This is a genomic window from Streptosporangiales bacterium (assembly GCA_009379955.1).
GTDB lineage: Bacteria > Actinomycetota > Actinomycetes > Streptosporangiales > WHST01 > WHST01.
The window spans coordinates 17,617-30,161 of record WHST01000081.1 but is presented as its reverse complement, the minus strand read 5'-3'; the positions used below and the strand labels follow the sequence as shown (position 1 = coordinate 30,161).

Sequence of the window (12,545 nt, the reverse complement as noted above, 5' to 3'; positions counted from 1 at the left end):
GGTGGCACTGGAGAAAGACGTCCGCGAATGGATCAAGATGTGGAACGAGGACCCGAAACCGTTCGTGTGGAAGAAGACCGCGGAGGAAATCCTCGACTCCCTCGCACGATATATCACACGAATTTCCGGCGGGCGACACTCGGCGTACTCGCGCAGACGTCTGCCGCACTGGTCGGGAGTGCCGGCGAGCGCGAACATGTCCACGATCTCGTCGGGTACCTGCCGTGCGTCGGCCTCGGTCGACGCCTGGTGGTGGTAGTAGTCGCCCTCCGGGTCCGCCGTGGTGGCGCGGATGCGCTCGACCTCGGCCGTGAGCGACGGCGTCATCGTCATCGGGATGCGCCGGCCGACCATGCGCGCGACGCGGCCGCGGACGCGGTCGCGTGCCACCTGCGCGTCGTCGCCGAGGGCCGCGTGCACCCACAGGACCACGTCGATGTCGGCCGGGTCTCGCCCGGTCTCCGCCGCTCCGGCGGCGACATGGGTGAGGGCCTGCGAGACGAACTCGCGCGCCGAGCCCACCATGACGATGACACCGTCTGCGACGCGGCCGGCCATGCGGAGAGCCTTCGGGCCGGACGCGGCTACGTAGACGCGGACGTGGTAGCCCTCGTCGGTAACGTAGGGCAACCGGTAGCTGGTTCCCGAGTCCCGCTCTCCTAGCGGCGCGATCGTCGCCGTGGGGTTTCCTCGATCGGTGCGGCACGACGATGATGAGGCTGGCCGCGATCACCAGTGGACCGTGAAGCGGAGATCCCAGGAGAGAGGAGGGAGCGGCGCGATGAGCCCGCGCGAACTGGAGGGTGCAGTCACCGAGCACTGGCGTGCCACGACCGAGCGGGGGCTTCGGGACGCGCTCCGTACCTCGACGGCCAAGGTGGTGGTGATCGACGACGACCCGACCGGCACGCAGCCGGTGCACGGCGTCCCGGTCGTCACGCGGTGGGGCGTGGACGATCTGGTCTGGGCGCTGTCGCAGGACGGTCGGTTGGTCTTCGTGTCGACCAACTCGCGCAGCATGGGTGCCGACGTGGCGAGCGAGGTCGTCCGTGAGGTCGCGCGGAGCTCCTACGCCGCCGCGGACCAGTTGGGTGTGGACGTCACCTTCGTCAGCCGTGGTGACTCGACGTTGCGCGGGCATGTCTGGGACGAGGTGCGGGCCGTCATCGGCGTCGCCGACGACCACGGCGCGCGGATGAGCGGAGTGGTGCTGGTCCCGGCGTACGTCGAGGCCGGCCGGGTGACGGTCGATGCGGAGCACTGCATTCTCGACGGGCGGGAGCTCACCCCGCTGTCCGGCACCGAGTATGCGCGCGACGCGACCTTCGGATACGCGACGTCGTGGCTGCCCGGGTTCGTGGCCGAGAAGTCGCGAGGCGCGGTCGCGAGTGACGACGTCCGGCGCATCGACCTCGACCTGCTGCGGTCGGACGACCTGGAGGGTGTCCGCGAGGTGCTGCGCGGCGCGGACGCGCAGCCGGGGTCGCGGCCCTGGGTCGTCGCCGACGCCGTCGACTACGCCGACCTGTTCCGCCTGAGCACCGCCCTCCTCGACCTGGAGCGGGAGGGTCGCAGGTTCGTGTGCCGCACCGGGCCCAGCTTCGTCCGAGCGTTCGGTGGGGTGGTCGGCTCGCCGACGCTTGACGACGCGGCGGCGGCCCGTGTCGGTGCGGCCGGCCGCGGCGGGCTCGTGGTCGTGGGCTCGCACGTCGGTCTGTCCTCGCGGCAACTGGAGCATCTCCGACGCACCTTCGGCCACCCGCTGGTCGAGCTGGACGTGCAGCGCCTGCTGGCCGAGGAGGACGACCACGTTGCGGTCGTCGCGGACCGACTGGCCGACGCGCTGCGGCAGGGCAGCGCCGTGCTCGCGACCTCGCGACGGCTGGTGACGGGCGCCGACGGCGACGACAGCCTCCGCATCTCGCGGGTCGTCGCGCGGGCACTCGTGACCGTCGTGCAGAGGGTGATCGAGACGGCGGCGCCGGCCTACCTGGTCGCGAAGGGTGGGATCACGTCAAGCACCCTCTTCTCCGAGGCGCTCGGGGCGTCCCGCGCGCTGGTCCTCGGTTCCCTGCTGCCCGGGATGGTGAGCGTGTGGAGCCCGGTCGACGGGCGCAGACCCGGACTCCCGTACGTCGTCTTCGCCGGCAACGTCGGCACCGACACCAGCCTCGCCGAGGTGGTTGGTCGCCTCGAGGGCAGCGACAGGAAGGTGGGTCCATGAAGGTCGTCATCACCGGAGGAGGCGGGTTCGTCGGCGGGATGCTGGGCAGGCGCCTGCTGGCACGCGCCGAGCTGACCGGGCCCTCGGGCCGGCCAGAGCGGATCGACCGGGTGGTGCTGCTCGACGTCGCCCATCCGCCGGACGCGGGCGCGGGCGACGACGCACGGGTCGAGCGGGTGACGGGCGATGTCACGAATGCGGACCTCCTCCGTTCCGCGGTGGATCCCGACGACGTCTCCGTGTTCCACCTCGCCTCGATGGTGAGTGGCGCGTGTGAAGAGGACTTCGACGGTGCGCTGGACGCGAACCTGGGTGGCGTCCATGCCGTCCTCGAGGCGGCTCGAGCCCGATCCTCGACACCGCGGGTGGTCTTCACGAGCAGTATCGCCGCGTTCGGTGGCGAGGCGATCGCCGGAACGGTCTCCGACTCCACCAAGCTCACGCCGGAGACCACCTACGGGACGACCAAGGCGATCGGCGAGCTGCTCGTCAACGACTACACCCGCAAGGGATTCGTCGACGGACGTTCGGCGCGCCTGCCGACGGTGGTCATCCGTCCCGGACGGCCCAATGCCGCCGCGTCCTCCTGGTGCAGCGGGATCTTCCGCGAGCCGCTCGGCGGCGAGGAGGCGATCGTGCCCGTCGACCCGGACATCCGCGTGCCAATCTCCGGGTACCGCACCCTGGTCGACAACCTGATCCGGCTGCACGAGGTCCCCGGTGCCGACATCGGGACCGACCGCGGCGTCAACCTGCCGGCCATCGCCGTGACCGCCAGGGAGATGGCGGACGCGCTCCGGTCGGTCGCGTCGGATCGGACGCTCGGACCGATCACGCACCGGCCCGATCCGACGGTGTCGCGGATCTTCGCCGGGTGGGCGCAGCACTCCTCGTCCGAACGCGCGACCGCCCTGGGCCTGGTCACCGACCAGGGGCTGGAGCCGATCATCGAGGCCTACATCGAGGACTTCCTGTGACCGCTCGGCGGGTGCGATGAAACTCGACGAGGGCTTCGAGGGCACGTACCTGGACCCGGCGGTGTGGACCACGAGCTACCTGCCCGCATGGAGCTCGCGCGCGGAGTCCGCGGCCACCTACGCGGTCGCCGATGGCGAGTTGCGGCTGTCGATCCCGCCCGCCCAGCGGCTGTGGTGCCCCGACCTGCACGAGGGCCCACTGCGGGTGTCCGCGGTGCAGAGCGGGAACTGGTCAGGGCCGGTGGGCAGCAGCCGTGGACAGTCGCCGTTCCGGCCGGGGCTGACGGTGCGGGAGGCGCAACCCGCCGTCCTCGGCTTCACCCCGCTGTACGGACGCGTCGAGGTGACCTGCCGGGCCACGATCGGTCCGCGGTCGATGTTCTCGGCCTGGATGATCGGCATCGAGGACGAGCCGCGGCGGTGTGGCGAGATCTGTCTCGTCGAGGTCTTCGGCGACGGTCTCGGCCGCGGCGACTCGGGTCCGACCGCCCTGGTGGGGTGTGGAGTCCACGCCTTCCGCGATCCCGCTCTCGTCGAGGACTTCGACACCCTGAGGCTCGACGTGGACGTCGCCGAGTCGCACCGCTACGCGGTGTCGTGGACGCCCGGCGGGGTCGATTTCCTCCTCGACGACCACGTCGTCCGGAGTACCCGGCAGTCACCGGACTACCCGTTGCAGCTCATCCTCGGCGTCTTCGACTTCCCCGACCGCGGCACGCCGGAGGAGCGGGACGGGACCACCCCGATGCCGACACCCGAGCTGGTCGTCAGCCGCGTCCGTGGGGAGCCGATGTCGTGATCTCCGTGCCAGCTGTCGCGCCGTGGGTAGCGCGATGACCGACCCGTGAAGGGCACCCTCACCGTGCTCCCACGCGGTGGGGGTGCCCTTCACGGGTTCAGCGGCGGAGGCGCGTGGGGGATGATGGTGCGATGAGCGGTGGTGAGGAACGCGACGGGGTGTCGCTGACCAATCTCGACCAGCAGCTGTTCGAGGGTGCGGAGGCGACCAAGCGCGATCTGGTCGACTACCTGGACGCGGTCGGCGACCGGATCATCCGCGAGCTGCGGGACCGGCCGTTGTCGGTGATCCGGGTGCTCCGCGGTCAGCGGCCGTTCATGCAGAAGAACGTGCCGAAGTACACGCCCTCGTGGGTCGAGACGGTGCCGCTCTGGGCGGAGTCCTCGAAGCGCGAGGTGTCGTACGCCCTGTGCAACGACCGGCGCACCCTGCTGTGGTTCGCCAACCAGCGCGCGATCGAGTACCACCCGACGCTGGTCCGCGCCGACCGCTGGGAGCATCCCACCTCCCTCATCCTGGACATCGACCCGCCGGAGGGCGAGGCGTTCGGGTCGGCCGTCGGCGCGGCTCACCTGGTCCGTCAGGCGCTGGCCGACGCGGGCCTGGCGGGCGCGGTCAAGACCAGCGGCGCGAAGGGCGTGCACGTGTTCGTGCCGGTCGGTGAGGAGACGACGCTCGAGGAGGCCGCCGCGGCCACCCGTGCCCTGGCCGCGCGTGCCGAGCGCATCGACCCCGCCCTCGCCACGACGGCGTTCGTCAAGGACGACCGCGGCGGCAAGGTGTTCCTCGACTCGACGCGGGCCGGCGGGGCGACCGTGGTGGCGGCGTACAGTCCGCGCGTCCGACCGGGCACGACGGTGTCGTTCCCTGTCGCCTGGGACGACATCGACGACGTGACGCCCGCCGACTTCACGGTGCGCACCGCACTCCCACGGCTGGGCGACTCCGATCCGTGGGCCGACCTGATGCCCGAGCCGCAGCGGTTGAGCGCCGAGCTGGTCGAGGAGGGCCGCGCGATCCCGATCGCCCGGGTCCAGGCGATGCACGAGGGCAAGCGCCGCGCTCGAGCGCGCCGTGCGGAGGAAGCCGAATGAGCGCAGGAGCCGAGGAGCGAGACGGAGGTAGGGGTCGCGATGTCAACTACACCACCCTCGAGGTCTCCGCGGCGCCTGCCGGAGGGGAGCGAGGAGGCGGGCGCGTTGAAGGGAGGGTGAGCACCCGCGTCGACGGCACCGCCGCGCTCCGGTTCCTCGAGGACGCCACCCTCGCGGAGACACACGTGAACCTCTCCGCCGTCCATGCCGAGGGTCGCCACCTGTGGATCGCGGGCGACGAGACGGCCACCGTCGAACGGCTGAGCTGTGCCGATCCGAGCCGTCCGGTCGACTACGGCGACCACGTCACGTTCGCGCTCGCCGGCCTCGTACCGCTCCCGGGCGCGGCGGACGAGGAGGTCGACGTCGAGGGCATGACGCTGGCCGGCGGGTACCTGTGGGTGGTGGGCTCGCACAGCGCGAAGCGCAAGAAGGTGAAGCGTCACCACTCCGACGCCAAGGCCGCGAGGCGGCTGGCGACGGTCAGCCCGGAGCCCGCCAGGCGCGTCCTGGCCCGGCTCGCGATCGAGGACGACGTGCCGGTCCCGACCGCGGCGGACGGCAGGCGCAGCCTCGCGCTCGGGAAGGCCGGCGTGTTCGACCTGCTCCGCGACGACGTCCACCTCGCGCCGTTCCTCGGCATTCCCGGCAAGGACAACGGCCTCGACGTCGAGGGCATCGCGGTGCACGGCGAGCGGGTGTTCCTCGGGTTGCGCGGACCCGTTCTGCGCGGCTGGGCCACCGTGCTGCAGCTCGCTCCGCGGGACGGCGGCGACGAGCTGGTCCTGGCCGGGGTCGCCGGCGACACGCGCTACGCCAAGCACTTCCTCGACCTGGACGGGCTCGGCATCCGCGACCTGTGCGAGGACGGCGACGACCTGCTGGTCCTCGCCGGGCCGTCGATGGACCTCGACGGGCCGGTGCGGGTCTACCGCTGGCCGGGCGCCGCGCATCTCGAGGTGCCGGAGATCGTGCACCGCGAGGAGGTGCAGCGCGTGCTCGACCTGCCGTACGGCGAGGGCGACGACCACGCGGAGGGCATCACCCTGCTGCTGTACCGTCGGCTGCTCGTGGTGTACGACAGCCCCGCCGCCGCCAGGATCGAGGAGCCGGGCGTGGTCGTCGCGGACGTCGTACACCTCCCGTAGGTGCGCCTCTCACGCGCTCCGTGCCATGTCGGCGAGCGTGCGCAGCTCGTCCAGGAAGCCGGTGCGGTCGGCGACGTCGGGCGGGAGCTCTGCCTCGGCATGCGGGACGAGCCGCTCGCTCAGGAGGGTGAGCAGCTCGGCCCGCGCCGGTGGAGCGAAGGAGTCGAGGTCGAGCATGCCCAGGTTGTGCTCGTCGATCTCCTCGAGCTCCTCCCTGACGGCAGGGTCGGTGGTCGCTTCGGTCAGGAAGCCGAGGACCCAACTGAAGACCGAGCCGTTGGCCGGCCACTGGAGCGAGTCGGACACAAAGATGTCGCCGGCCATCATTCTCCCACTATGAAAACGCGCGGCCCGAGGTTTCCGTCCTCGATGAACGCCTTGATCGTGGCGACCTGCTCCGGCGTGAACTTGGCGACATCGATCGGCACGAAGTCGGCCTTGTCGAGGTGTCCCACGATCTGCTTCTGGAGGTTCGGCCACTGCTTGTCGAAGTACTTGCCGGGGAAGTTCCCGACCGAATCGTAGGTCTTGCCGGCGCTGTCGACCCAGTCGGGCCCCTTCGCCGCCGGCGACCGTTCCAGCGTGACGCCGGCCGTCTCCTCGATCCGAAGTGCCGTCTCGGCCTCGGCAGGACGGAACTTCTTGACCGCGGGATCCCAGCCGAGGTCGTGCCGCCTGGCGGCCTCCTCGGGTGTGACAGGGTCGTCGCCCGGCTTGGTGGCGTCGTCCCCGGGCTTGGCGGCGTCGTCACCCGCGCCAGGCGGGACTGCATCGTCGCCTGTGCCGGGCGGGACGGCGTCGTCGCCCGTGCCCGGCGGGACGGCGTCGTCGCCTGCCCCGGGTGGCACTCCGTCGTCCGCGATGCCCGGCGGTACCACGTCGTCGGCGGGCGGCACCAGGTCGTCCGCGAGGCTCCCGACGTCGTCGAGACCCTGGAGCCCGGGTGTCGCCAGATCCTCCTTGAGGCTCTTCGCGATGTCGTCGACACTCGCCAGCCCGTCGGCGGCGTTGCCGGTCCTCGCCAGGTCGTCGGCCAGGCTGCCCGACCTCGCGAGATCGTCGGTGAGGCCGCCGGCTCGTGCGGCGTCGTCGGCCAGGCTGCCCGCTCGCGCGGCGTCGTCGACCAGGCTCCCGCCCTTCAGGCCGCTCAGGCCCTTCGGTCCCGGCACGAAGATGGTCGCGATGTTGAAGATGGCTGCCCCCGACGCGCGAGCGGGGTCCTCGCTCCACATGTCCCAGGCGACCATGCCCTTGAGGAAGTTGAGCCCGGCGTCGTTCACGGCGCCGAAGGAGTCACTCGCCCAGTCGGGGAGCCAGCCGGCCTGGTCGGCGATCATGAGCCCGGTGCCGAGTCCGCTTCCCCAGACGGCGGCTGCGGCGACGGTCAGGCCCAAACCCTTCCACGCGTTGCCGAAGTCGCTCCAGTCCGGCAGGCCGGGCACGCCGAAGGTCCCCAGCAGGGGGAGCACGGGCACCAGGGTCAGTACGCCGACGACGAGCCCGCCGAGCCCGTCGACGACGACGCCCTTGACGAAGCTGACCGCGCCGTTCCAGGCGTCCTCGTACCAGGGCGCGTCGTACTCCTCGGGTGTGCCCCACGGGGTCTCCGCGTTGTCGGGGATGTCGGTCGGGCCGTACGCGTCCGGGTCGTCGGCGTCGCCCGCGTGCCACTGGCGCCCGCCGAACAGCGCCTCGATGGCGTTCGCGCAGGTGCGCTCGACCTCCATCATCTTGAGGACCTGGTCGTTGACCCCGGTCAGGAGGCCGTTGTGCTCGTTGACCTTGTCCTCGTCGCCCTGCCAGTCGTCGTCGCCCTCGACCCTGTCGACGAAGTCCTGGGCGTCGGTCTTCAGCGTGGACAACTCGGTCGCGATCGGGCGCATGTCCTCGACGTAGGTCGCGAGGTAGCCGCCCACCGAGCCGACGTCGCCGCCGAACGACTCCGCCCTGGTCTGCACCGGCTTCGTCGCCGCGAGGAGCTCCCAGGCCTCGGGGGCGATGTACGAAGCGGAGATGCTCTGGAACGTGGTGTGCACACCGGAGCCGGTGTCCTCGATGTCGGGGCCGCACGACGTGAGCTTCGTCGCCGCCTTCGACAAGGAGTCAAGATCGCCGGAGAACTGGGGGATCTCGCCGGGCTTGATCATCGCGTCGCTCCAGCGTCAGTCGATGTTGTCGGGGAGGTCAGCGCCGGTCGCTGCGTCCTGCGCCTGCTGCGCCATCTCGAGGTCTCCGTCGAGGTACGCCTTCGTCGCGTCGACCGCGCCGGTGAGGGTGTTCACCGTGCGCTCGACCATGGACGTGAACGCGTCCTTGTGGTGTTCGGCGAAGTCGGCGAGAGCCGTCGACACGATCGCGCTGCCACTCGTCTCCGCGGCGGACTGCATGTTGTCGCCGTAGGTCGTGGCGTGGGTCTCGAAGTCGTCGCCGACCTCGATCGTCTTGGTGACGGCGGTCTGCACACCCGTGGGGTCGATGTCCCAGTCCGGCAACGTGTCACACTCCCGCGTGGTCGGAGGGCTGTCGGGGACGGGTGAGACTGTGCGCAGCGAGCGGACGGTTCCCTCACGTTCGGATCGGTGACGCGGGGGTGGCCGACGCCGCATCAGTCGGAGAGCTCGTCGGTCAGCTGTCCGAGTAGACGTCGCGGCTGGTCACGTGACGCGGCCGCGGCCGGTGGGCTTCTCGCGCTCGGGGCCGCGGCGCTTCCGCCCGTAGGTGTCACCCTCGGAGCCGATCAGTCGGCGGCGCAGCTCGGTCAGCCGGTCGGAGGTGGCCGTCGACCGCGGCTCGTCGTGGGCGGCGACCGACAGGAGCAGTGCGTCGGTGGTCACGATGGCACTGAGCAGTTCGCCGGTGAAGCCGCTGGGCGAGTGGCTCGCCGGCAGGCAGACGTCCACGCGCTCGCCGTACACAGGGGTGAGCGAGTCGGTGACCAGGATCGACCCGGCGCCTACCGAGGCGGCGTGCGAGACGATGACCTCGAGGTCGGAGAGGGCACGTCCCGGCGCGTAGACCACGACGACGTCGTCCTCGTGCAGCGGCAGCAGTTCGTCGGCGAGACGGAAGCCGGTGTGGTCGGTGCCGCGCGCGGCACGTCCCAGGCGGACGAGGCGCATGGCGAGATAGCGCGCGATGAGCCCGGACGGTCCGATGCCGAAGGCGAACACCTCGCGCGCGCCGGCAAGCAGCTCGCCGGCGCGGGTGAAGGCCCCTGCGTCGGTCTGCCGATGCGTCTCCGCCATGCGTTCGGTGGCCTCGGCGAAGACGTGGTCGAGGATCGACTCGCCGGTCCGTGCCTGCGCGATCCGGTGCCGGAGCCGCAGGGCGGGCCGCATCGTCCGCAGCGCGCCGGCAGACACCTGCTGCTTGAGCTCGGGGAGGCCGGAGTAGCCGAGTGCCTTCGCGGTGCGGACGACGGTGGCGTCGCTGGTGCCCGTGAGCTCGCCGATCCGTTCGGCCGACGCGAACATCAGCTCGTTCGGGTTGTTGCGGAAGTACTCCGCGACCTTGCGCTCTGCCGGCGCGAGGTTCGCGAGCCGCAGGGAGACGCGTTCCTGCAACGAGGACGGTGCGTCGGTCGGCTCACGGGTCACGGCGCGCTGTCTCCCGTTCCGTTCAGGGCTGCGCAGAGCGTAGCGTCGAAGTCTTGCAGCATTCACTACGGATCGCTATGTTCCCGTAGTGAACACTACCGCCCCGCGCGGCGATCGCCTTCGGGCACTGAGAGGTGGCGCGGATGCGCAATGTGCCAGGACACGGGAAACAACTGTCGTACTACCAGTTCGGGAGCACCTCGTTCTTCGCGAGCGCGTACGACCAGCGATTCTCGTACTGCCTGTATGTGCCGCACAGCTACTCCGAGGACGACGACCGCCGCTACCAGCTCGTGGTGGCCGTGCACGGCACGGGCCGCATGGTGGAGCTGTCGCGCGAGCTGTTCGCCGACTTCTGCGAGCGTCACGACTGCATCGTGCTCGCGCCGCTGTTCCCCTGCGGCATCGACGAGCCCGGCGAGCTCAGCAACTACAAGTTCATCGAGTACCGCGGGATCAGGTACGACGAGATCCTCCTCGCCATGGTCGACGAGATCTCCTCGATCTGGCGCGTGTCGAGCGACCGTTTCATGCTGCACGGCTTCTCGGGCGGCGGCCACTTCACCCACCGGTTCGCCTACCTCCACCCGGAACGTCTGCTGGCGATCTCGGTCGGGTCGCCCGGCGTGGTGACGCTGCTCGACTTCGGGCATCCGTGGTGGGTCGGCGTGGCCGACGTCGAGGAACGGTTCGGCAGGTCGGTCGACCTCGACGCCCTTCGCCGCGTCGCGGTGCACATGGTCGTCGGGGCCGATGACACCGCCACCTGGGAGATCACCATCCGCGAGGGCGACCGTCTCTACCAGCCGGGCGTGCACCTGCAGGGAGACACCCGGATCGACCGGATCCGTTCACTGGCAAGGAGTTTCGAGGACCATGGCATCGCCGTCCAGCTCGATCTCGTGCCAGGGGTGAGCCACGAGCTCGTTTCGCTGATGCCGGCGACCCGCGCCTTCTTCCGCGACGTCCTGGCCGGGGCACGGCCCGCCTCCATCTCGGGATCCTTGGGGTGAGCACATGTCGACGCGCGCCGCACACCGACGACTGCTCCGCCGGAGCCGGCTGATCGCCGCGCTCGCCGTCCTGACCATGGTGGTGAGCTGCGGACAGGCGACATCGACGTCCGACTCGCGTACGGCGCTCGTCGCCATGGTGCAGGAGCCGGGCCTGCTCAACCCGTTCTTCAACGACCAGAGCGGCTCCGACATCTCGTACGCGTTCACCATCGAGCAGCTCTTCCAGGCCAGGCCCGACGGCAGCTACGAGCCCAACCTCGCGGCGGAGATCCCCACCGTCGAGAACGGTGCGATACGCGACGGCGGCAAGGTCGTGACGTACCGCCTGCGCGAGGGGATCACCTGGTCGGACGGCGAGCCGTTCACCGCGGACGACCTCGCGTTCACCGTCGGTGTCTACCAGCACCCCAAGAGCGTCGCGCTCGTCGAGCCCGACTACGCGCTCGTCGACTCGGTGAAGGTGGTCGACGAGCTCACCGCCGAGGTGCGGATGACCGAGCCCAACCCCGGCTACCTCAACCTGTTTCGGCAGGTCCTGCCGAAGCACGAGTTCGACTCCACGGCGGTGAGCCTGTCCCATCCGCAGGCGCGGCTGCCGCTGGGCACCGGGCCCTTCGTCTACACGTCCTGGCGTACGGGTGACCGGATCACCCTGGTCAGGAACCCGCACTACTGGCGCGACCCCGAGCTGCCCAGGCTCGACGGCGTCACCATCAAGGTGACGCCGGACAAGCAGGCCACGATGAGCGCCTTCGCCAACGGCGAGTCCGACACCGTCTACTTCTTCAGCGGCGACGACCTCGTCGACCTGACCGCGGCACGGGAGCGGAGACTGCCGGTATCGGTGCGCACCGACGGGGAGCACACCGGGTCGGTGGAGTGGCTGTGGTTGAACCACAGCGCGCGGGGGAACCCGCACAAGGCGCACCCGATCCTCGGCGACCCGGCCGTGCGGGAGGCGATCGACGTCGCCATCGACCGCAGGGCACTCGTCGACGGTGTGCTCAGCGGCTTCGGCGAGCTCTCCGGCTCACTGGTGTACGCGGGCTTCGGTGCCGAGCAGACCCGGCCCGCGCGCTACGACCAGAGGCGTGCCGACGCCCTGCTCGACGCGGCCGGCTGGAGGCGTGGCGACGACGGCGTGCGCGTGAAGGACGGTGTGCGCGCCAGCATGAAGTTCCAGACCATCACCGGCGACCAGACCCGCGTCCTCTACCAGCAGCTGATCCAGCACAACCTCGAGCAGGTCGGCATCGAGCTGAAGATCCAGAACGTCCCGTCCAACACGATGTTCGGGGCCTATGCAGACGGCGGGCTGCTCGCCACCGGCAACTACGACATCATGATGAGCCGCGCCGGCGCCGACTATCCCGAGCCCGGCCCGTGGGTGCAGACGTTCGTCGGGAGCGAGATCCCGACGGAGAAGAACCCCAACGGTTTCACCTACGCGCATTGGCGCAACGCGCGCTTCGACCGGCTGGCGGCCGAGGTGACGTCGACCATCGACCAGGACGAGCGCCGGCGACTGTTCGGCGAGATGAACACCCTCTTCGCCCGCGAGCGGGTGGCCCTGCCGCTGTACGGCACCGTGCGCGGCTGGGCCTGGAACAGCCGTCTCGAGAATATGAGCACTGACTACTGGGAAGGCTTCTGGACGACGTCGAGCACGGCCCGCTGGAGCGTCGACTAGA

Annotated in this window: 11 protein-coding genes and 1 pseudogene; 7 read left to right on the top strand and 5 right to left on the bottom strand. The window is 70.5% G+C overall.

The genetic code is table 11. The features are described 5' to 3' along the window. On the bottom strand, nt 1-558 hold a 558-nt coding region (locus GEV10_21675; protein MQA81058.1), incomplete at its 3' end, for an LLM class flavin-dependent oxidoreductase. Nucleotides 559-781: 223 nt separating this feature from the next. On the opposite strand from GEV10_21675, the gene GEV10_21670 reads away from it, so the two are divergent. The 5 genes from GEV10_21670 (at nt 782) to GEV10_21650 (ending at nt 6,242) form a co-directional block, all read left to right on the top strand. Beyond that, entirely contained in the window at nt 782-2,224 is a 1,443-nt protein-coding gene (locus tag GEV10_21670) for a hypothetical protein (GenBank protein ID MQA81057.1), read from the top strand. After that, the gene (locus GEV10_21665; protein MQA81056.1) at nt 2,221-3,201 is read left to right on the top strand and encodes an NAD-dependent epimerase/dehydratase family protein; all 981 of its coding nucleotides are present in this window, start codon (nt 2,221-2,223) and stop codon (nt 3,199-3,201) included. Before GEV10_21670 ends, GEV10_21665 begins: the two co-directional genes overlap by 4 nt. A 16-nt stretch (nt 3,202-3,217) precedes the next feature. Continuing rightward, nucleotides 3,218-4,000 (top strand): family 16 glycosylhydrolase, encoded by a 783-nt coding sequence (locus GEV10_21660; protein ID MQA81055.1) that lies wholly within the window; start codon nt 3,218-3,220, stop codon nt 3,998-4,000. A gap of 131 nt (nt 4,001-4,131) precedes the next feature. After that, complete coding sequence (locus GEV10_21655; GenBank protein ID MQA81054.1) at nt 4,132-5,094, top strand: ATP-dependent DNA ligase; 963 nt, start codon at nt 4,132-4,134, stop codon at nt 5,092-5,094. Next, on the top strand, nt 5,091-6,242 hold the full coding sequence (locus GEV10_21650; protein MQA81053.1) for a DUF3616 domain-containing protein: 1,152 nt from the start codon (nt 5,091-5,093) through the stop codon (nt 6,240-6,242). The genes GEV10_21655 and GEV10_21650 overlap by 4 nt, the downstream gene beginning before the upstream one ends. Nucleotides 6,243-6,251: 9 nt before the next feature. On the opposite strand, the gene GEV10_21645 is transcribed toward GEV10_21650, so the two are convergent. From GEV10_21645 to GEV10_21630, 4 genes and pseudogenes are all read right to left on the bottom strand, one after another. After that, nucleotides 6,252-6,569 (bottom strand): hypothetical protein, encoded by a 318-nt coding sequence (locus GEV10_21645; GenBank protein MQA81052.1) that lies wholly within the window; start codon nt 6,567-6,569, stop codon nt 6,252-6,254. Then, nucleotides 6,566-8,389, bottom strand: a complete 1,824-nt coding sequence (locus tag GEV10_21640; GenBank protein MQA81051.1) for a hypothetical protein — start codon at nt 8,387-8,389, stop codon at nt 6,566-6,568. Before GEV10_21640 ends, GEV10_21645 begins: the two co-directional genes overlap by 4 nt. 15 nt (nt 8,390-8,404) lie before the next feature. After that, the gene (locus GEV10_21635; protein MQA81050.1) at nt 8,405-8,734 is read right to left on the bottom strand and encodes a hypothetical protein; all 330 of its coding nucleotides are present in this window, start codon (nt 8,732-8,734) and stop codon (nt 8,405-8,407) included. Nucleotides 8,735-8,896: 162 nt separating this feature from the next. Next, nucleotides 8,897-9,772 (bottom strand): annotated as a pseudogene (locus GEV10_21630) (SIS domain-containing protein). Nucleotides 9,773-9,981: 209 nt separating this feature from the next. On the opposite strand from GEV10_21630, the gene GEV10_21625 reads away from it, so the two are divergent. Both GEV10_21625 and GEV10_21620 read left to right on the top strand, forming a co-directional pair. Continuing rightward, nucleotides 9,982-10,851 carry an alpha/beta hydrolase gene (locus tag GEV10_21625; protein MQA81049.1) on the top strand — a complete coding sequence of 290 codons (870 nt, stop codon included), beginning with the start codon at nt 9,982-9,984 and terminating at the stop codon, nt 10,849-10,851. 4 nt (nt 10,852-10,855) lie between these two features. Continuing rightward, nucleotides 10,856-12,544: a hypothetical protein gene (locus GEV10_21620; protein MQA81048.1), complete on the top strand. Its 1,689-nt coding sequence runs from the start codon at nt 10,856-10,858 to the stop codon at nt 12,542-12,544. The last annotated feature ends 1 nt before the right edge of the window (nt 12,545 follow it).